Raw genomic sequence first — 17,442 nt, forward strand, 5'->3', positions numbered from 1 at the left:
ATTTCGTACAGGGACGGGGCGGCGGGGCGGGGCGGGGCGGCGGGGCCGGGCGGCGAGGCGGGGCGGGCGGGGGCGGGGTACCGAGCGCGGGCGCGGGGGGCGCGGCGGCTCAGCGCGCGCGGCGGCGGCTGACGAGGAGGTAGCCCGCGATGGCCGCGGCGGTCGCGACCGCGAGGCCGGCGTAGAACAGCACGAGGTGCATCCCGTAGTCGAGCGGGAGGATTGTGGGGTTCGCCGACCCGATCGACTTCTTGAGGATCTCCGGCACGACGATCGCCGTGACTATCGCGCCGATCACGAGCGCGCCCTGCAGGATGGCGACCACGGCCAGCGGGATGCGGCGGCCCGCGCGGCGCATGACGATGCTCACCCCGAACACGACCATCGCCGCGATGCCGTCGTGCAGGATGAGCGCGCCGAGGAACCACACCGCGATGCCGAGGTAGCGCGCGGGGCTCACATCCATGAGGAGCACCACCCCGCCCACGAGCAGCAGAGCGATACCGGCGGCGACCAGCCCGACCTGCCAGCGCTGCACGACCGTGAGCGGCGTGCGCGGAGGGGCGGGGTGCAGCGGGGCGTTGCTCACGAGAGCACCTCCAGAGAGCTGAGCCACTTGGTCTGCAAGACTCCGGGGCGGGCGGGGGCGATGATGCGGGCGGGATACCCGTGGTCGATGTCGAGCGTCTCGCCGTTGAGCTCGAGCGCGACAAGGGTGAGGTCGTCGCGCACGAAGTTGGGCTCCATCGTGGTGACGGCGTAGCTGCTGTTCTGCTCGAGGCTCGTGATCCGCACGGCCGCAGAGCCCGGTGCCTTGACGGTGTCGACGAGCTCGCTCAGCCGCGGGCCCCTCCAGGTCGCGTACTGGCTCCAGCCCTCGACGCACGCGATCGGCAGCTCGACCTCGTGCTGCGGCATCGCGCGCAGCTGGTCGTAGGTGAACGTGCTCGTCGCGGAGCCGTTGACGACCGTGAGCCGCCAGTCGGGCGACGTGGCGGACTCGACAACCTTCGCCTTCTCGGCCGTGCGGTTGACGGGCAGCCCCTGCGGGCCGGTGTCGTTCTTGCGCGGGGCGAAGAGGTTCGTCGCGTCGAGCACGCGGAACGACTGCCCGGCCGTGAACGTCACGAGCGCGGCGGCGGCGATGCCCACGGTGACGAAGAAGCCGCGGCGGCTGGTCTCGGGCGCGCGGTGGTCGGGGGTCTTGTCGATCCACTCGAAGATGCGGCCCGTGACCCCGGCGGCCTGGGGCTTGCCCGTGAGGCGGCGCAGTTCGTCGGGCACCTCGAACGCGGCATCCGGATCGCCCTTGTCGACGTCGTAGTTCGTGGGGCTCTTGCGCCAGTACTTCGTGATGGTCGACAGCTTCACGCCGATGTGGATGGCGAGCGACCCGATGACCACGAACGACAGGGCGTAGTGGGTCTGGCGGAACGGGAAGGGGAACAGCGCGTACCACTGGTACGTGTTGAGGAGGCCGATCGTGATCTGCACGAGGGACGCGGCGACGAACAGGGCGATGGATGCCCGCTCGAGGAAGTGCGGGAAGGAGCGCACGGGCGGCGACTGGAAGAGCTCCGGGAACACCGCGTACAGCTTGGCGAAGATCAGCGGGAAGCACAGGATGCCCGCCGTGATGTGCACGCCCTGCGAGACCTGGTACAGCCAGACCGGCCGGGTGAGGAACTGCATGCCGGGCAGCGGATCCTGGATGAAGTGGCTGTAGAGCCCGGTCGCGAAGCACAGCAGGAACGCCGTCGCGAGTAGCCGGCCGATGACGACGGCGGTGCGCGGGTTGCGCGAGGGCGCCGCGAGCGAGTGGCGCATCTGATGGAGGAGGCGCTGGATCTGCCATTGGAACAGCACTGTGCCGACCTCCCTCGGTCTTTGCGAACTCTATCTGTACGGAGTGTTCGGAACCGCCGCCCGATCCGACAGGATGAGCACATGCGCACAGTGCTCACCGCGATCACCCTGGCGGCCATGGTGGCGCTCACCGCGATCTCGGTCGCCGCCCTGCCCTACTACGACGACAAGTCGGGGCAGCTCCTCCCCCTGCCCATCATCACCATCGGGCTGTGGGCACTCTTCGGCCTCGCGTTCGTGCTCCTGAGGCGCGTGCCGGCCCGAGCGGCTGTCGTGCTCGTGCTCGCCGGCTCGGTGGCGATCGGCGGCGCCGCGATGGCGGGGCCGCCCAACACCAGCACGGACTCCGCCCGCTACGCGTGGGACGGCATCGTGCAGTCGGCGGGCATCTCGCCCTACGACTACGCCCCCGCCGACCCCGAGCTGCGGGAGCTGCGCCCCGAGTGGCTCTTCCCCACCCCCGTGGTCGACGCCGACGGCAAGTGCACCGGCTCGCGCATCATGACCTTCAAGGAGCCCGGCACCGACACCGTGATCTGCTCGGCGATCAACCGCGCGAAGGTCACGACGATCTACCCGCCCGCCAGCGAGATCCTCTTCGCCGGGGTGCGGCTCGTCGTGGGGCCGGGGCCTGCGTACTGGCCGATGCAGCTCGTGGGCCTCCTGCTCTCGCTCGCGACCACGGGCATCCTGCTGCGGGCTCTCATCACCCGCGGTCGCGACCCGCGCTGGGCGGCACTGTGGGGCTGGTGCCCGCTCATCGCCACCGAGGCCGTCACCAACTCGCACGTCGACGTGCTCGGAGCCCTGCTCGTGCTGGTGGCCACCCTGCTCGCGTCATCACGGCGGCCGTGGCTCGCGGGCATCGCGCTCGGCGCCGCCATCTCGGCCAAGCTGATCCCCGCGCTCGGCGCCGTCGCGATCATCAAGCGCCACCCCGTGAAGGTCATCGGCGCGGCGGTCGCCACCTTCGTGCTGCTGTACGTGCCGTACGTGATCGCGAGCGGCATCGGCGTGGTCGGCTACCTGCCCGGGTACCTGAGCGAGGAGGGCTACTCGAGCGGCACGCGCTTCATCCTCGTCTCCGCGGTCGTGCCCGGCATCGCCGCGACGATCATCTCGCTGGTCTTCCTGGCCGTGCTGGCGGTGGTCGTGTGGGCGAAATCGAATCCGGATGACCCGTGGCTGGCGCAGCTCGTGATGATCGGCGGCGCCCTGCTCATCGTCACCCCGCGGTACCCCTGGTACGCCCTGCTGCTCGTGCCGATGATCGCGATGACGGGACGGTGGGAGTGGCTCGCGGTGCCGCTCGCCCTCACGGAGCGGCTGCTGTTCCCGCCCGTGGAGTGGGCGCGGCTGACCGTCGGCATCGCGATCGTCGTCATCGTGGCCGTCTCGCTGCGCCGCGCCGGGCCGGGAGCGGGGTCGCGCGTGGCGCTCGCGCTGAGGCATCCGGTGAGATTTATAACGGAACGGTAACGAACCAATCGCTTGTGGGGATGGGGCCGAACACCCATCACGACCAAGGGCACGACCCAGCAGTCACCATCCAAACAAGGGATAGATAGCCATGCGCACCATTTCGAAGATCACCATCGGGCTCGTTTCGGCGAGCCTCCTGGTCGGCGGCCTCGCTGGCTGCACGACCGCTTCCACGCCGGAGCAGAGCACCGCTCCTTCCGCCGCTGCCGACCCGAAGCCGATCGCCTCGATCCCGGCTCTCGAGGGCATCGACACGCAGGTCACGCTCGACCAGGGCTTCGTTGACGCCCTCACGAGCCTCGGCCTCACCCCCGGAGTCACCGGAACCGCGACGCTCGTTGACGGCGCGCTGCACTTCCCGATCACGGGCGGCAACGTCGACTACTACGACCCGGCCGAGAAGTACCGCCCGTACGTCCAGGGCGAGATCGACCACGACGGCTCCGGCATCACGCTGACCGGTGGCGACACCGTCGTCGGCCTGAGCGACTTCAAGATCGACCCCGGAACCTCGCGCCTGACCGGTACCGTCACGGCCAACGGTGAGCTCGTCGCCAACGACGTCTTCATCTTCAACCTCGACGGCTCCACCCTCAAGCCGCTGCAGACGGACGCCGATGGCAACGCCGTGCTCGAGGGCACCCGCGTTCTCATCAGCTCGGATGCTGCTGCTCTGCTGAACAAGACCTTCAACACCGACGCCGTGACGGACACCCTCCTCGTCGGCATCGCGAAGATCACGGCCCACGCCAAGTAACACCGGCCAACGCCACTAGGGAGGCCCGCCGCGTCACAAGCGCTGCGGGCCTTCCTGCGTCTCGCCCCACCTTCTCTCCAGACAGGAGCGCACCGTGACCACGACCGCTGCACCCCGCCTGTCAGCCCCGGCCCCGTCGTCGCCTCTGCGCCACCGGGCCGTCGCCCCTCTCGCGGTCGGCCTGCTCGGCTTCACCATCTCGGTCATCGGCATCGGCATCCCGTCGATCTGGTATGACGAGGCCGCCACGATCATCTCGACCACGCGCTCGTGGCCGCAGCTCTGGGCGGAGCTCGGCAACGTCGACGCCGTCCACGGCCTGTACTACGCCCTCCTGCACATCGTCTTCGACGTGGTGGGCTACTCGCCCCTTGCGCTCCGGATGCCCAGCGCCATCGCCGTGGGCGCGGCCGCCGCTCTCGTGGTCGTCCTCGGCCGCCAGCTGTCGCGCTCGTGGCTCGGAGTCGTCGCCGGCATTGTGTTCGTGCTCCTCCCCCGCATTACCTGGGCCGGCACCGAGGGCCGCTCCTACGCGATCACCGCCCTGCTCGCCGTCGCGCTGACCGTCGTCTTCGTGAAGGCGCAGTCCGGCCACCGCCGCCGCTGGTGGATCGGGTACGCCGCCCTCGCGGCGCTCTCCGGCGCCGTGTTCATCTACCTCGCCCTCGTCGTGCTCGCCCACGGCGCGACGATCGTCTGGCGGCTCGCCCGCCGCGACCGCATGGGCGTGTACTTCGCCCGGCGCTGGGCCCTGGCCGCGGGCGCGGCCGCCCTGCTCGCCGCACCCCTCGCGCTCGAGATCGTCAGCCAGAGCGGGCAGGTCTCGTGGATCCACGAGATCAGCAGCGGGACGGTGCGCCAGGTGTTCCGGTCGCAGTGGTTCTACAGCAGCTACCCGTTCGCCATCGCCGCGTGGGCGCTCATCGCGCTCGGCGTCGTCGACCGCCTGCGCCGCCGCGACCGGGTCGTGCTCGCCACGATCATCCCGGCGCTGCTCCTGCCCACGGCAGCCCTGATCCTCGTCAGCGTGGTCTACACCCCGCTGTACCAGCCGCGGTACCTCACCATGTGCGCGCCGTTCGTCGCCCTGGCGGTCGGCACGGGCATCGTCGCGCTGCGGCGCTCGTGGGCCGTGGCATCCGTGCTGGGTCTCATCGCGGTTCTCGCCGTACCGCAGATCGTGTCGCAGCGACTGCCGGAGTCGAAGGAGAACGCGTCGTGGTCACAGGTGGCCGATGTGATCGCCGAGGACCGCGCGCAGGAGCCGGCCGGAACGGTGACGGCGTTCATCTACGGCAACGTGCAGCGGCATCCCATAGCCACGTCGCGGGTGATCGCGTACTCCTACCCGGACGCCTTCGCGGACAGCATCGACGTCACCCTCGGGACGCCCGCCTTCGAGACGGCGCAGCTGTGGGAGACGCGCATCCCGCTCGCCGACGCCACCGGCCGGCTGTTCAACGCCGACGTCGCCTACCTGGTGACGAGCAACGCGCGCGACCTTCGCCCGGGGACGATCGCCACCCTCGCGCCCCTCGGCTGGCGGGTTGTCGAGACGTGGGACTTCACGACCGTCCACGTGCTGAAGTTCGAGCGGGAGGGCTGACGTGTTCGGCCCGACTACTCCAGATTTCCGGACCGGTAGAGCCGCGCGCAGGCGGTGAACTCGTCGGCCGTGAGCGCGAGCCGGTCTGCGCGGGTCGTGAGCTCGGTAGCGCGGTCGGGGTTGATGGGCTCTTCGTCGTCGGCGAGGCTGGTGCATCCCGCCGACAGGATTCGACTGAAGGATGCCGCTCTCTCGAGTGCGATCGCGAAGTCGCCGCGGAACAGTCCGCGCAGGATCTGGTCGGCGAGGTCGGTGATCTCGTCGGGCCCGGTCGGCATCGGCGCCCCCGCGACGAGGGCGTCGATGGTGGGCAGCACGTCGAGGCCGCGCTGGAAGAGCAGGCTCGTGCCGGCGGGGTCCTGGCGGATGAGCACCCGGATCAGGTAGATGCGCCACAGCGCGCCCGGCAGGCTGCGCGGGCTGGAGCGGGCCCACAGCTCGGCGAGCGCGTCGATGCCGTTGGCGTCCGTGTAGGCGACCAGGCGCTCAATGACTGCGGGATCCTCGGTCTCCCGTGCCCGGTCGACCAGCGCGTGCGCGGTGTCGTGGGCGACCCGGAGGATCTGCGCTGGGTCCTCACCACCCTCGTACTCGTCGAACTTGTCCCCGGAGTACTGGGTGGGCTTGTGGAAGTCGTCGGCCATCGGGTCAACGCTACTCTCGTCACGCGGGCGCCCTGCCGCCGGTACGCTGGTACCCCGTAGGGCCTGTAGCTCAGTTGGCAGAGCATCGGACTTTTAATCCAAGGTGCGCTTCTTGGCGGCGAATCTAGCCGCAGTGCCACCGCCGGGGCCATCGGTCGTGACGTCGCCGGCTTGCCCCTGCCCGGTGAGTAGCCAGACCCGGTCGACGTGCGTCTCGTTGGCGATCTGCGTGGCCACGTTCACCAGGTCGCGAGGCAGGCGGCCTCGCGTCTCCCACTCGCGCCAGTTGGCCACGGGGAAGCCGCAGAGCGTCGACGCCTCCTTCATGTTCCAGCCCATCTGCCAGCGGATCAACGCGAGGCGCGCGCCGAAGTCGTTGTGGTTCGGGATCCAGTGCTGAGGCGCACCGGTTGCATCGAGGCTCATGTCGCCAATAGTGGCACGATTCACGATATGCGTGCAACTCCCGCTATCTGACGATATCCGCGATTTCGTGGTGAGTCGTGCTTGCGGTGATATCCGCGCTATGTGATGATTCGTGCATGTCCCCGACAGTCACCATATTGACGACTCGCCAGCTGGCCGACCTCGCCGGCGTCGATCCGTCCACCGTCCGCACCTGGGTGCACGACGGAAAGCTGGCTCCCGCCGTGACCACTCCCGGCGGCCACTTCCGATTCAACCGCGCCAGCGACGACGTCGTCGCCATGCTCGGACCCGAGCTGGTAGAGGCGAAGGCATCATGAGCGGCCGCCACGCGACCGGCCCGTGGATCCGCGTGACTACCGCGGCCGCGCTCGAGCAGATCCACGGCAGCCTCCTCGACTGGGTAGATGGCATCCGCGAGTACCTCACCCCCGAACCTCCTGCAGCCGCGCCGGCGACCGCTATCGCCGGCCCTTTTCCCCGGGTTGCAGGACCGACCGACGCGCCTCATCGGCGGGGCGTCGTCGACCGGGCGGCCGCGGGCCTGAACCCCGCGGCCGCACCCATCGACCGCATCCTCCTCGACAAGGCGCTCGCCGACTTCCGAGCCGAGGTCCTGCAGGGCCTCGTCAGCCACGCACCACACACCGCTCGCAGCCACATCAACGCAGGGAGCTAGTCCATGAGCCTCGACACCATCTGCGCGCTCGCCGCGGCCGCTATCGGCCTCGTCACGTCCGCGCTCGCCGCCCGCTACGCGCTCACGACCCGCCGGTGACGACGACCATGGAGCGCCCGGTGATCGTGCCGTTCCGCTGGCCCGCCGGCCGGAAGCTCGACATCCGCACGTGCATCGTCGACGACCAGTTGCTCTTCGCCGCCCTCGACATCTGCAAGGCACTCGACGCCCACGTCGAAGAGCGTCACATGCAGCTGCGTGAGAAGCTCCTCGGCGAGGTCGACCGCGAGTTCCCCGCCCCCACCGTCACCACGCCCCTCGTGAAGGACGCCAGCGGCGAGCTGCTCGACTTCTTCACCGTCGACGTCGTCCGCGGCCTCGCCGACGAGCGCCCTTTCTACGCCGATGACAACGGCTTCCTCGACTGGTTCGAGGACCTCGTCGAGCAGCTCTCCGGCGATCGCCTCCGCCAGTTCGTCGCCGGCGCCGTTCACCCCGAGCCCGGCCTCAAGGCTGAGGAGACGTACTCCGTCGCCCGAGCCGCCCGCATCCTTTCCAACGACCCGCTCCTCAGCTTCGGCCAGCAGTCCCTCTTCGCCGCGCTCGAGCAGCTCGGCTGGATCACCAGGCAGCACGAGCGCTGGGTCGCCGTCGACGAGCGACTCGCCATGGGCCACCTCGCCCGCCTCGAGACGAAGGTCGGCCCCCTGCAGGAACGCTACGTGCAGGTCCGAGTCACACCCGACGGCCTCGAAGTACTCCGCGCCAAGCTCCGCGAGCTCGTGCCCACCCTGGTCGAACTGTGAAGCGCCTCATCCGCGCCGTGCTCGCCGCCGGCGTCCTCGCGCTCACCTGGTACACCCTCGGCCAGATCGAGGCCATGACTGCAGCAGCGCCCCTCCTCGCCGGGATCTCAGCGCTGCTGCTCCTCGTGCTGCTCCGCGCAGCCACCATCGCCGCTCGACGTCACGACCGGAGCATCCGCTGATGCCCATCATCGACGTCACAGTAGAGCCCTCAGACGAGCCCACACGAGTTCTCGCGTGGGTCTGCACGATCTGCGGCGCCAGCTCCGTGCACGTCGACACGACAGGATCCGCGCTCGTCACCCTCGAGGCGTTCGAGGCCCTCGGCTGGCTGGCAATGCCCGCCTCCTGGCGCCGCCTCCCGTCCGGCGACGAGGTCGTCTGCAACCGCTGCAAGGTGCTGCCGGACGTCGCCCACCAGCTGCTCGCGGAAGGCAAGGCCCACCCGCTGTGATCCACGACCGAATCCGCCCGGGCCGTCCACGACGTCGACCAGGGCTCCCTCCCACATGGTGCGCCGCGATCCTCGTCATCCTCATCACCGTGCTCGCAGCCGCTGCATGGTGGCTCAGCACCCTGCCGGCACAGGGGGGGGTCCGGTGACCGACAGCATCCGGATCCACACGGACATCCCGCTCGCGTTCTACGTGATCCTCCACCGCGCCGCGGACAAGCACGACACGACCGTCAACGCACTGGTCGCCGAGATCGTCCGCCGCTCGCTGCAGAAGCACGCCCCCAAGACCCGCAAGGTCCGCGCTCCCGCCCCGAGGAAGGAGATGCCGGCACTGGTGCCCGGATGCGTCCGTAAGACGCCAGGCGGCCACTCACGGCTCCTCCCTGCTGGCGAGGCACTCATCCGCGAGCGGCACGCGCTCAAGCACTCCGACAAAGAACTCGCATCAGCGCTCGGCGTAGGGCAGCCCACCGCCTCGAAGTGGCGCAACGCCCTCGGCCTGCCCACGAACTACACAGCTCCCGTCAAGACGAAGGCCCTCGCAGAATGACCGACAGCACCGAGGACCTGCAGGGCTTCGCGACGATCCCGCGCTGGCTGCAGCGCGATCGCTCCGTCACGTGGCAGATGAAGGCCGTCTACACGACCCTGTCCTCCTACTCCGACATGTACGGCCGCAGCTTCCCCTCGCACGCGACGATCGCGGCCGACATCCCCTGCAGCGTCAGCACCGTGAAGACCGCGCTCGAGGGGCTCAAGGCCCTCGGCGTCGTGACCTGGTCGCGACGCCGAGGCGAGCACGGTGGGCAGACCTCGAACGTATACCAGATCAGCACCAGCATGCCTGTGGATAACCGCCCCGCACCCCCTAGCCAGGTGATGGCTAGGGGTGTTGATAACCCCGCACCCCTAGCCACACGGTGGCTACCCCCTAGCCAGGTGGTGGCTACGAACGAGAGCCAGATTAACGAAGACTCCAAGTCGTCTACTGAAAGCACCTCTAGAGCCGCTGTGGATAAGTCCACGGCGGCGACTGACAGATCAATCTCCGCCCCATCACCCGCACGGATGCCCTCGCACTCACAGGAGGTCGACTGGCTGCGTGTTCTCGAGCAGGTCTCGCCGATCTACTCGACGTTCAGCCGCGACGTGCTCGCAGCTCTCGGCCGCGAGATCCTCGCCCGGGCCGCGACCGTCGTCCTGAGCCCGACGAGCTACGTCACGCACGCCCTCAGCAACCACGACCAGTTCGAGTGGCAAGTGCGCGCCTTCGACCTCGACCTCGACCTGACGCAGCCCGAGAGGAACAGGTTTTGAACGCCCTGATCCCGACTTCGATCTCGCTCGACGAGTACAACGCCACACAGGCCGCGACGATGCTCGAGAAGCCCTTCCAGGCGGCCGTGCTCAGCGCCGCAGCCCGCTGGGGATGGCTGGCCTACCACACGTTCGACTCGCGCCGCAGCGAGCCTGGCTACCCCGACCTGCACCTCGTGCACCCCAAGCGCGGGATCTCGCTCTTCCGCGAGCTCAAGACCATGCGCGGCCGGCTCAGCCCCGACCAGGGCAAGTGGATCGACGCGCTCGCCGCCGCCGGTTGCGACGTCGCCGTATGGCGCCCGCTCGAGTGGTTCGACGGCACGATCGACCGGCAGCTGTTCGTCGACGACGGGAGCCCGTGGTGAGCACACTGCAGTCGGACCTCGTGCTCGAGGACTTCCTCGCCGGTCTCCGCTCCGAGGTCGTGCTCTTCGAGTACCAGCGCGAAGTGCTCGAGCACGAGTTCGGATCCCGCTGGCTCGTAGAGCTGCTCGAGCACGCCGAGCCCGCCGACACCACGGATGCCCCGATCGAGCCCGCCGGCATCACCCTCGACCGCGCCCTCGCGATCGCGGGCCGGACGCTCGCCAGCAAGCTCGCCGCCGGCGATGACGTCACGGGTTGGGAGGGGACGTGACCGACGACGACCGCGCGTGGGGGTCCGACCACGACGACAAGCTCCTCGAGCGCATGGAGCGCATCGCCGCCCAGGACGCGGCCGCGCAGCTCATCGGCGGCATCCGAGGCGACCAGCAGCGCCGGCACGGATGGACCCGCCCCGCCGACGACGTCGTGCTCGCCTTCGAGGAAAAGCGGCCCGGGCACACCGGCGACAAGGAGAACGCCATCCGCCTCGCCTTCGGCCTCCCCGCCGCCCGCTACTACCAGATCGTCAACGCCGCCATCGACAAACCCGAAGCCCTCGAGCACCACCCGATGCTCGTGAACCGCCTCCGCGAAAACCGGGAGGCACGCGTCAAAGCACGTGCATCACGCACGTTCCGACGCACCCGATAACACCGACAGAAAGGCACGACCATGGCCGAAACAGCCACGGCGACCGAGCAGCTCCTCAGGGTCGACCCCGGGACGCTCATCATCGCCGACAACATCCGCAAGGACGTCAAGCTCGATCCCGCGTTCGTCTCCTCGATCAAGCAGCACGGAGTCCTCGAGCCCATCCTCGTCGAGCCCGCCGAGAACGGAGCCTGGTCCGTCATCGACGGCCAGCTGCGAACTCTCGCCGCCATCGACACCGGTCGCGCCGACGTCCCCGTCGTCACCCGCCCCCAGAGGGAGGCAGCGGCACGGCTCATCGAGCAGCTCGTCGTCAACGACCACCGCTCAGGAGTCACCGACGCCGACCGCACCGCGGCGCACCAAGCGCTCTTCGACCTCGGCGTTCCCGCGTCGACCATCGCAAAGAAGACCAACACCCCGATCAAGCGAGTGCAGCAGGCGCTCGTCGTGGCCGGATCCAAGGTCGCCAGCGAGGTCATGGGGGCAGGCAACGTCACCCTCGACCAGGCAGCAGCGCTTGCCGACTTCGAGGACGACCCCGAGGTCGCCGCGACCCTCGTCTCAGCTGCCCTGCAACAGCCGCACCAGTTCGACCACGTCCTCGCCCGAGCCACAGCGACTCGCAACTCGAACCGACAGAGGGCCGGCCTGCTCGAGGAACTCGACAAGGCCGGCTACCTCATCACCGAAGAGATCGACCCGTACGTCTGCAACGCGACGATCAGCTCCATCGCGTACCTGTTCACCGACGAGGAACTCACCACGCACCTCGCAGACGACCACAGCACCTGGCTCACCCCCTTCGACGGCCTCAAGGTCGTCGTTCAGTCCGCGTACGAATGGGACGGCACCAGCCGCGTCGAGGTCTGGAAGCCCTACTTCGTCGTCGACGGCTGGAAGGAGCTCGGCTACCACGTGCAGGCCTGGCGGCTCCGCGAGGAGAAGCCGGCAGGCGGTGGATTGACGGACGCCGAGAAGGAAGAGCGCCGCCTCACACGGACGAACAACAAGCTCTGGGTCCCTGCGACCACGGTGCGTATCGCCTTCATCAAGGAGCTCCTGCAGCGCAAGACACCGCCCGCGGGGTGGGAGCTCTTCGTCGCCGACTTCGTCGGCCGCACCAACTCCTCTGACGAGCACAGCCTCGCCCTCGCCTTCCTCGGCCACGAGGGACGCGGATACGGCGCCGAGTGGGTCAAGAAGAACCCGACGAAGGCCGTCCACTACCTGATCGCCATGGCGCTCGCCGATGCCGAGGGTGACTACGAGTTCGGGAAGACCGGATGGCGCCGTGAGAAGGCGCCCGCGCACTTGGCCCAGCTCGCGAAGTGGGGTTACACGCTGTCCGAGCTCGAGGAGAGCGTCGCGAAGAAGGCAAGCAAGTGATCGTGCTGCGGACGGCGCCTATCCAGTCGCGTGCTGCGCGCCGCATCGAGGCGATCGCCAACGCGGCGAAGATCGCGATCGCGGCATCCGGCACCGACCACTTCACGACAAGCCAGGTCGCGGAGATCTCCGGGTCCTCGGTCGGCGTCGTGTACCGATACTTCCCCGACAAGCTCGCTCTGCTCGAGTACGTCTACCCGGAGCACATCGCCGACGCTGCGCGATTCCTCGAGCTGCCCGACCGCTCGGTCGTGCTCACGGCGTCCGGCCGCGTTGGACAGGTCGTCGACGCTGACCTCTTCGTCGACGGCCAGTGGGAGGACGCCTACCTCACGCTCGAGCAGGACGGCCCGCTGCGCGTGCTGCACCGACCGGGCGTCGAGCGCGCGCCCATCGTCCACCGTCAGCTGCGCCGCGCATGACCAGCTACTGCCCCGCGTGCGGCGGAGAGGGAACGCTCCGTGCGGTCACCCAGCCGGTGGGAGTACTCGTGCGCTGCTCGAGGGCCGATTGCCCCGACCCCGAGTCTGTGATGAAGATCCTCGCCGACCCCGAGGTCGGCCACGTTGCCGTCTTCGCCGACGGCTACCTCACGGTGAAGCACCCGCTCACGGAGCGGATCGACGACGCGATCCTCTCGTGCTCAATCCACGACGACATCGAGCACCTGGGCGACCGCGGTCTTGAGGGCACCTTCCGGGTGCGCCGAGAGGACGACCTCACCCTCGCCCTGGAGCCCGTCGAATGAGCACGCTCGAGCGCATGGCGGAGATCTCCGACCTCATCCTGCAGTCGCGCTTCCAGCACGTCACGGAGCGCGACCTGCAGGCGGGGATCTCCGCCGCGCTCGAGCCGCACGTGCTCGAGCTGTTCCCCGAGCACCGCCTCAGCACCCGCGATCGCGTCGACTTCATGGTCACCTACGGCGACATGCTCTCGACGCCCGATCGCATCGCCATCGAGGTGAAGGTCAAGGGCTCGCTGCGCGACGTCGTGCGACAGCTGACCAGGTACTCCGAGCACGACGACGTCGACGGGATCCTGCTCGTCACCACCCTCTCCAAGCACCACCACATCCCCCACGAGCTCAACGGGATCCCCGTGCGCCTCGTCTCCCTGATCGGAGCCGGCCTGTGACCACCCGCACCTACGGCACCTACCGCTTCGAGCCGCCCGGCATGCTGAGCCTGCCCGGCGAGAAGAACGGCCGCTGGCTGCTCGAGCTCGAGCCGGCCGTCCGCATGCGCTTCCGCCGCACGTTCGGCAAGGTGCAGATCACCCGCTCGCTCGAGGTGTCCGTCACCAACACGGACGAGGTCTGCCACGACCTCACCTGGTTCATGGAGCGCTACCCGCTCGTCGCCGTCGGGAAGAGCTCAGCCGAAGTACTCGCCGCCGGCACCGCGGCGCACATCGAGCTCGAGCGGAAGATCGGCGCCATCATCGCCGGCCGGATCGAGCGCGGCGAGGAGCCCCAGCACACGCCCGAGAAGGACGCGCGCGAGTACCAGCAGCAGACCGTCGCGCTGCTGCGCGCCTCCAACGGGCTGCTCTGCACCGACGAGCTCGGCCTCGGCAAGACGTTCACCGGCCTGCTGAACCTCATCAACGCCGACGCGCTGCCGGCGCTGATCGTCCCGCCCACGCACCTGCCCGAGCGGTGGGAGGAGGAGCTGCAGGCGTTCCCATGGCTCACCCACCACGTAGCCGCGTCGACGAAGCCCACCGCGTCCGTAGCCGCGGGCGAGCTGCCCGACGTGCTCATCGTCCCCTACTCGAAGCTGGACGGCTGGGCCGGCTACCTCAAGGGCCTCGTCGCCTCCGTCGTCTTCGACGAGGCGCAGGAGCTGCGCAACGGCGTCAACACCGACAAGGGCAAGGCGGCCGCGCTCGTCTCCGAGAACGCCACCTACGTTCTCGGCCTCACCGCCACCCCGATTTACAACTACGGCGCCGAGATCTGGAACATCATGGACATCCTCGCGCCCGGCAAGCTCGGCACCCGCGAGGAATTCGGCCGCGAATGGGGCACCGGCCGCGGCGACACCGTCGCGGATCCCGCCGCCCTCGGCTCCTACCTGCGCGAGCAGGGCCTCATGATCGGCCACACCCGCGAGGAAGTCGGCCGCGAGCTGCCCAAGACGATCAAGGTCAGCCACCTCGTCGACTCCGAGTACTCCGAGCTCGCACTCGTCGAGGACGACCTCAAGCGCCTCGCCGAGATCATCGTCTCGAGCAGCTCGAGCAACCAGGAGAAGTTCCAGGCATCCGGCGAGCTCGACTGGAAGGTGCGCCGAGCCACCGGCGTCGACAAGGCCCCATTCGTCGCCGACTTCGTGAAGCTCCTCCTGCAGTCCGAGGACAAGGTCATCCTCTTCGGCTGGCACCGCGACGTCTACGACATCTGGCTCGACAAGCTCAAGGCCTACCAGCCCGTGATGTACACCGGCACCGAGAGCCCGAAGAAGAAAGCCGAAGCCCGCACCCGGTTCCTCAGCCCCCTCAACAACCCCGACGGCGAGCCCTACGAGAACGCCGCCCGCGTGCTCATCATGTCCCTCCGCTCCGGCGCCGGCGTCGACGGCCTGCAGAAGGTCGCCCGCACCGCCGTCTTCGGTGAACTCGACTGGTCACCCCAGGTCCACGAGCAAGGCATCGGCCGCCTACGCCGCGACGACGCCCTCAACAACGAGCCGCCCGTCGCCTACTTCCTCCACTCCGCCGAAGGCTCCGACCCCAAGATGCTCGAGGTCCTCGGCCTCAAGCGCCAGCAGTCCGAACCGATGATCTCCCGCGACGGCCAACTGCTGCAGAACGCCACAGCAGAACCCGCCCGCGCTCGCCGCCTCGCCGAGTCAATCCTCGGCATCACAGAGCCGACCGAATCGATCGACCCCGACGCGGAGATCGTCGGGATGCCCGACCCCGCCGAGGACTGGCACTACCCGCCCACAGAAGAGAGCAACCCCGAATGAGCGACTACCCCGTCTGGATCCAGCCGAGCACCGAGACCTACTGCGTCGCGCCTGGCTGTTCGTTCGCTCGAGCGCCCTACGTGTCGGCCGGCAACGTGGGCGCCGGCAACGCGCCGACTGCTCGCTTCGCCGTTCCGGGCACGGACCTGTGCAACTGGCATCACGCCCAGTTCCCGAAGGTGCTCGCCGACCTCGTCAACATGTATCCCGACCTCGTCGCCGTCACCTACTCGAAGACGTCCTCGCGGGACGAGAACGGCCGCGTGGGCGGAGGCGGCGGCACGCCTGCGGACGTCGGGACGTCTTGGAACCCGCACGGGGCGGTCGTCCTCGCCGAGCTCAAGGACTGGACGGGCTACCTCGTGCGCATGCTCATCCGCGAGTTCCCCTCGCGGGTGGGCATCACCGAGGACGACGACGTGCGCGCGCAGCTGCGGACGATCGCGTCCTGGTACGCGGGATGGTGGTCCCGCTACCCCGGCGTCGGCCCGTTCGTTCTCGCGGACGCGCTGCAGCACCGCACCGTCGGGCTGCGCGCGATGCACACAGAGCCCGTCAAGCGCGTCACCCTCAAGAACGGCGTGTGCCGGCACCTCATCGAGGAGGACGACCTCGGCCCCATCCTGTGCGGCGCCCCGCTCTACGCGATCATCCGCCCCAAGGACGACAAGCCGTCCGAGATCCTCTGCTCGACCAACCCCCGCCACCCCCAGCTGTCGCGGGACGCATGGATCGACGCGATGCCCCGATGAACGAGGACGTCCAGCAGCTGCTCGACAGCGACCCCGCCGGCCTGTGGGTCGACGTCGACGTCGTCATGGAGGCGCTGGGCGTCGCACGTCGACGCGTCTACCAGCTGCGCAAATCCGAGGGCTGGCGCACGAACGGCACACAGATCAACTTCCAAGACGTCGCCCGCACATGGCGCCAACGAAAGGACCAGGCATGACCCTCATCCCCGAACCCCGCGAGGTGCGCAGCCTCCGCACTGCGGGCAGCACCCGCATCGGCGGATCCGTGCTCGAGCGGCGGCAGCGCGAGAGCGCCGAGTACGCCTTCGACCGCGGCGGCCCGTTCGACTGGGAGGCCGAGATCCCCACCGAGCAGCCCGACCGCGCGGCCGCCTGGACGTCCGTCACCAAGATGGCCGAGATCGTGAACCTCCACGTCGCCATCCCGCTCGCGATCTACGCCGACAACCTCCTGCTCGGCATGCTCGCCGGCGATCGTCGCAAAGCGGCCCGCCGGATGCGGAAAGACGCCCGCCGGCGGATCCGCGCGCACCGCCGCACGCAGCTGCTCGCCGCCCAGCCCTCCTACCGAGGCCACCGATGAGCAAGACCGCGCGCCGCTCGAGCGCAGAACGCATCGCAGCCAAAGAAGCCCGCGCCTACGTCGAACAGTCACGCCGTCGCGCCCAGACCGTCGTACAACAGGCCGTCGTCGACCGATTCAACCAAGCCCAAGCCGCCGCGCTCGCCGAGGAGGCCCGCCGCGAGGCCCGCGCCGCCCGCCGCGACCGGCACGCCGGGATCGCCGTCGTCGTCGCGATCGCCCTCGTCTGCTTCGTCACCCCGTCCGTATTCGCGATCGCCGCACTCATCCAGCTCGTCGTCAACCTCAACCCCTGAAAGGCACACCCCCATGCCCCAGCCCGCACCCCGCCCCCTCAAGCCCAGCACCGCGTTCGGCCCGTGGGGAGCCCACATAAACGCGCTCGAGCACGGCTACGAGATCGTCCTCGTCCGCACCAACACCGACCGCCCGAACAACCGCGAACGTGTCGTCGATCCGTACCCGTGCTTCACCGAGTGGGGCGCTCTCCGTCGCGCCCGCCGTCTCACCCGATCACGCAACCGTGCCCAGGCCCGCATCAACGCGAAGCAGGAGCGCCTCGATCGCCTGCAGGCCGGAATCCACCTCTCGCAGGGCCTCGCCGAGGTTCTGCTCGACCCATACATCAACGACGCGGTCACCCGCGCCACCAAGCCCGACCACCTCAACCGACAGGACTGACC

General features: G+C 69.1%; 27 protein-coding genes. 23 read left to right on the top strand and 4 right to left on the bottom strand.

The features are described 5' to 3' along the window. Positions 1–109: 109 nt before the first annotated feature. Positions 110–589 carry a hypothetical protein gene (locus tag AC1RTC_RS15785; protein WP_493157333.1) on the bottom strand — a complete coding sequence of 160 codons (480 nt, stop codon included), beginning with the start codon at positions 587–589 and terminating at the stop codon, positions 110–112. Beyond that, positions 586–1,866 carry a molybdopterin-dependent oxidoreductase gene (locus AC1RTC_RS15790; protein WP_493157335.1) on the bottom strand — a complete coding sequence of 427 codons (1,281 nt, stop codon included), beginning with the start codon at positions 1,864–1,866 and terminating at the stop codon, positions 586–588. The genes AC1RTC_RS15785 and AC1RTC_RS15790 overlap by 4 nt, the downstream gene beginning before the upstream one ends. 81 nt (positions 1,867–1,947) lie before the next feature. Here AC1RTC_RS15790 and AC1RTC_RS15795 point away from each other — a divergent pair, with 81 nt between their 5' ends. The 3 genes from AC1RTC_RS15795 to AC1RTC_RS15805 all read left to right on the top strand — a co-directional run bounded on the left by AC1RTC_RS15795 (position 1,948) and on the right by AC1RTC_RS15805 (position 5,711). Beyond that, positions 1,948–3,345, top strand: coding sequence for a glycosyltransferase 87 family protein (locus AC1RTC_RS15795; protein WP_493157337.1), 1,398 nt, complete (start codon positions 1,948–1,950; stop codon positions 3,343–3,345). Between the two features lie 91 nt (positions 3,346–3,436). After that, entirely contained in the window at positions 3,437–4,105 is a 669-nt protein-coding gene (locus AC1RTC_RS15800; RefSeq protein ID WP_493157339.1) for a hypothetical protein, read from the top strand. Positions 4,106–4,199: 94 nt separating this feature from the next. Continuing rightward, a complete protein-coding gene (locus tag AC1RTC_RS15805; protein WP_493157341.1) occupies positions 4,200–5,711 on the top strand; it encodes a glycosyltransferase family 39 protein in 1,512 nt (503 codons plus the stop codon). A gap of 14 nt (positions 5,712–5,725) precedes the next feature. On the opposite strand, the gene AC1RTC_RS15810 is transcribed toward AC1RTC_RS15805, so the two are convergent. Both AC1RTC_RS15810 and AC1RTC_RS15815 read right to left on the bottom strand, forming a co-directional pair. Beyond that, positions 5,726–6,355 carry a DNA-directed RNA polymerase subunit beta gene (locus AC1RTC_RS15810; RefSeq protein ID WP_493157342.1) on the bottom strand — a complete coding sequence of 210 codons (630 nt, stop codon included), beginning with the start codon at positions 6,353–6,355 and terminating at the stop codon, positions 5,726–5,728. A 93-nt stretch (positions 6,356–6,448) separates the two neighbouring features. Beyond that, complete coding sequence (locus AC1RTC_RS15815) at positions 6,449–6,781, bottom strand: hypothetical protein (protein WP_493157344.1); 333 nt, start codon at positions 6,779–6,781, stop codon at positions 6,449–6,451. Between the two features lie 116 nt (positions 6,782–6,897). Between AC1RTC_RS15815 and AC1RTC_RS15820 the strand changes: the two genes are divergently transcribed. The 20 genes from AC1RTC_RS15820 (at position 6,898) to AC1RTC_RS15915 (ending at position 17,440) form a co-directional block, all read left to right on the top strand. Then, a complete protein-coding gene (locus tag AC1RTC_RS15820) occupies positions 6,898–7,101 on the top strand; it encodes a MerR family transcriptional regulator (RefSeq protein WP_493157346.1) in 204 nt (67 codons plus the stop codon). Then, positions 7,098–7,460: a hypothetical protein gene (locus AC1RTC_RS15825; protein ID WP_493157347.1), complete on the top strand. Its 363-nt coding sequence runs from the start codon at positions 7,098–7,100 to the stop codon at positions 7,458–7,460. The genes AC1RTC_RS15820 and AC1RTC_RS15825 overlap by 4 nt, the downstream gene beginning before the upstream one ends. A 95-nt stretch (positions 7,461–7,555) precedes the next feature. Then, a complete protein-coding gene (locus tag AC1RTC_RS15830) occupies positions 7,556–8,266 on the top strand; it encodes a phage antirepressor KilAC domain-containing protein (protein ID WP_493157349.1) in 711 nt (236 codons plus the stop codon). After that, complete coding sequence (locus AC1RTC_RS15835; protein WP_493157351.1) at positions 8,263–8,448, top strand: hypothetical protein; 186 nt, start codon at positions 8,263–8,265, stop codon at positions 8,446–8,448. Before AC1RTC_RS15830 ends, AC1RTC_RS15835 begins: the two co-directional genes overlap by 4 nt. Next, positions 8,448–8,720, top strand: a complete 273-nt coding sequence (locus AC1RTC_RS15840; protein WP_493157353.1) for a hypothetical protein — start codon at positions 8,448–8,450, stop codon at positions 8,718–8,720. The genes AC1RTC_RS15835 and AC1RTC_RS15840 overlap by 1 nt, the downstream gene beginning before the upstream one ends. A 145-nt stretch (positions 8,721–8,865) precedes the next feature. After that, positions 8,866–9,273, top strand: coding sequence for a hypothetical protein (locus AC1RTC_RS15845; RefSeq protein WP_493157355.1), 408 nt, complete (start codon positions 8,866–8,868; stop codon positions 9,271–9,273). Then, positions 9,270–10,040 carry a helix-turn-helix domain-containing protein gene (locus tag AC1RTC_RS15850; protein WP_493157357.1) on the top strand — a complete coding sequence of 257 codons (771 nt, stop codon included), beginning with the start codon at positions 9,270–9,272 and terminating at the stop codon, positions 10,038–10,040. Before AC1RTC_RS15845 ends, AC1RTC_RS15850 begins: the two co-directional genes overlap by 4 nt. Then, positions 10,037–10,408 (top strand): VRR-NUC domain-containing protein, encoded by a 372-nt coding sequence (locus AC1RTC_RS15855; protein WP_493157359.1) that lies wholly within the window; start codon positions 10,037–10,039, stop codon positions 10,406–10,408. The genes AC1RTC_RS15850 and AC1RTC_RS15855 overlap by 4 nt, the downstream gene beginning before the upstream one ends. Next, on the top strand, positions 10,405–10,680 hold the full coding sequence (locus AC1RTC_RS15860; protein WP_493157361.1) for a hypothetical protein: 276 nt from the start codon (positions 10,405–10,407) through the stop codon (positions 10,678–10,680). The genes AC1RTC_RS15855 and AC1RTC_RS15860 overlap by 4 nt, the downstream gene beginning before the upstream one ends. Then, positions 10,677–11,060: a DUF3263 domain-containing protein gene (locus AC1RTC_RS15865; protein ID WP_493157363.1), complete on the top strand. Its 384-nt coding sequence runs from the start codon at positions 10,677–10,679 to the stop codon at positions 11,058–11,060. Before AC1RTC_RS15860 ends, AC1RTC_RS15865 begins: the two co-directional genes overlap by 4 nt. Before the next feature lie 21 nt (positions 11,061–11,081). Beyond that, on the top strand, positions 11,082–12,449 hold the full coding sequence (locus tag AC1RTC_RS15870; RefSeq protein WP_493157365.1) for a ParB/RepB/Spo0J family partition protein: 1,368 nt from the start codon (positions 11,082–11,084) through the stop codon (positions 12,447–12,449). Continuing rightward, positions 12,446–12,871, top strand: coding sequence for a TetR/AcrR family transcriptional regulator (locus AC1RTC_RS15875; protein ID WP_493157367.1), 426 nt, complete (start codon positions 12,446–12,448; stop codon positions 12,869–12,871). The genes AC1RTC_RS15870 and AC1RTC_RS15875 overlap by 4 nt, the downstream gene beginning before the upstream one ends. Further along, entirely contained in the window at positions 12,868–13,197 is a 330-nt protein-coding gene (locus tag AC1RTC_RS15880) for a DUF6085 family protein (protein ID WP_493157369.1), read from the top strand. The genes AC1RTC_RS15875 and AC1RTC_RS15880 overlap by 4 nt, the downstream gene beginning before the upstream one ends. Next, positions 13,194–13,586, top strand: a complete 393-nt coding sequence (locus AC1RTC_RS15885; RefSeq protein ID WP_493157371.1) for a hypothetical protein — start codon at positions 13,194–13,196, stop codon at positions 13,584–13,586. Before AC1RTC_RS15880 ends, AC1RTC_RS15885 begins: the two co-directional genes overlap by 4 nt. Continuing rightward, complete coding sequence (locus tag AC1RTC_RS15890) at positions 13,583–15,424, top strand: SNF2-related protein (protein ID WP_493157373.1); 1,842 nt, start codon at positions 13,583–13,585, stop codon at positions 15,422–15,424. Before AC1RTC_RS15885 ends, AC1RTC_RS15890 begins: the two co-directional genes overlap by 4 nt. After that, a complete protein-coding gene (locus tag AC1RTC_RS15895; protein ID WP_493157375.1) occupies positions 15,421–16,176 on the top strand; it encodes a hypothetical protein in 756 nt (251 codons plus the stop codon). The genes AC1RTC_RS15890 and AC1RTC_RS15895 overlap by 4 nt, the downstream gene beginning before the upstream one ends. Further along, positions 16,173–16,373, top strand: coding sequence for a hypothetical protein (locus AC1RTC_RS15900; RefSeq protein WP_493157377.1), 201 nt, complete (start codon positions 16,173–16,175; stop codon positions 16,371–16,373). The genes AC1RTC_RS15895 and AC1RTC_RS15900 overlap by 4 nt, the downstream gene beginning before the upstream one ends. After that, the gene (locus AC1RTC_RS15905) at positions 16,370–16,759 is read left to right on the top strand and encodes a hypothetical protein (RefSeq protein ID WP_493157379.1); all 390 of its coding nucleotides are present in this window, start codon (positions 16,370–16,372) and stop codon (positions 16,757–16,759) included. The genes AC1RTC_RS15900 and AC1RTC_RS15905 overlap by 4 nt, the downstream gene beginning before the upstream one ends. Then, positions 16,756–17,055 carry a hypothetical protein gene (locus AC1RTC_RS15910; protein ID WP_493157381.1) on the top strand — a complete coding sequence of 100 codons (300 nt, stop codon included), beginning with the start codon at positions 16,756–16,758 and terminating at the stop codon, positions 17,053–17,055. The genes AC1RTC_RS15905 and AC1RTC_RS15910 overlap by 4 nt, the downstream gene beginning before the upstream one ends. Before the next feature lie 13 nt (positions 17,056–17,068). Continuing rightward, positions 17,069–17,440: a hypothetical protein gene (locus AC1RTC_RS15915; RefSeq protein WP_493157383.1), complete on the top strand. Its 372-nt coding sequence runs from the start codon at positions 17,069–17,071 to the stop codon at positions 17,438–17,440. The last annotated feature ends 2 nt before the right edge of the window (positions 17,441–17,442 follow it).

The organism is Rhodoglobus sp. GW821-FHT12B09, from assembly GCF_058809925.1.

Bases quoted from the DNA above. Each gene is read 5' to 3' on its own strand.
- AC1RTC_RS15795 (WP_493157337.1), top strand. From the start codon at position 1,948: ATGCGCACAGTGCTCACCGCGATCACCCTGGCGGCCATGGTGGCGCTC.
- AC1RTC_RS15800 (WP_493157339.1), top strand. From the start codon at position 3,437: ATGCGCACCATTTCGAAGATCACCATCGGGCTCGTTTCGGCGAGCCTC.
- AC1RTC_RS15840 (WP_493157353.1), top strand. From the start codon at position 8,448: ATGCCCATCATCGACGTCACAGTAGAGCCCTCAGACGAGCCCACACGA.
- AC1RTC_RS15900 (WP_493157377.1), top strand. From the start codon at position 16,173: ATGAACGAGGACGTCCAGCAGCTGCTCGACAGCGACCCCGCCGGCCTG.
- AC1RTC_RS15895 (WP_493157375.1), top strand. From the start codon at position 15,421: ATGAGCGACTACCCCGTCTGGATCCAGCCGAGCACCGAGACCTACTGC.
- AC1RTC_RS15880 (WP_493157369.1), top strand. From the start codon at position 12,868: ATGACCAGCTACTGCCCCGCGTGCGGCGGAGAGGGAACGCTCCGTGCG.
- AC1RTC_RS15815 (WP_493157344.1), bottom strand. From the start codon at position 6,781: ATGAGCCTCGATGCAACCGGTGCGCCTCAGCACTGGATCCCGAACCAC.
- AC1RTC_RS15870 (WP_493157365.1), top strand. From the start codon at position 11,082: ATGGCCGAAACAGCCACGGCGACCGAGCAGCTCCTCAGGGTCGACCCC.
- AC1RTC_RS15915 (WP_493157383.1), top strand. From the start codon at position 17,069: ATGCCCCAGCCCGCACCCCGCCCCCTCAAGCCCAGCACCGCGTTCGGC.
- AC1RTC_RS15850 (WP_493157357.1), top strand. From the start codon at position 9,270: ATGACCGACAGCACCGAGGACCTGCAGGGCTTCGCGACGATCCCGCGC.
- AC1RTC_RS15885 (WP_493157371.1), top strand. From the start codon at position 13,194: ATGAGCACGCTCGAGCGCATGGCGGAGATCTCCGACCTCATCCTGCAG.
- AC1RTC_RS15820 (WP_493157346.1), top strand. From the start codon at position 6,898: ATGTCCCCGACAGTCACCATATTGACGACTCGCCAGCTGGCCGACCTC.
- AC1RTC_RS15910 (WP_493157381.1), top strand. From the start codon at position 16,756: ATGAGCAAGACCGCGCGCCGCTCGAGCGCAGAACGCATCGCAGCCAAA.
- AC1RTC_RS15825 (WP_493157347.1), top strand. From the start codon at position 7,098: ATGAGCGGCCGCCACGCGACCGGCCCGTGGATCCGCGTGACTACCGCG.
- AC1RTC_RS15905 (WP_493157379.1), top strand. From the start codon at position 16,370: ATGACCCTCATCCCCGAACCCCGCGAGGTGCGCAGCCTCCGCACTGCG.
- AC1RTC_RS15810 (WP_493157342.1), bottom strand. From the start codon at position 6,355: ATGGCCGACGACTTCCACAAGCCCACCCAGTACTCCGGGGACAAGTTC.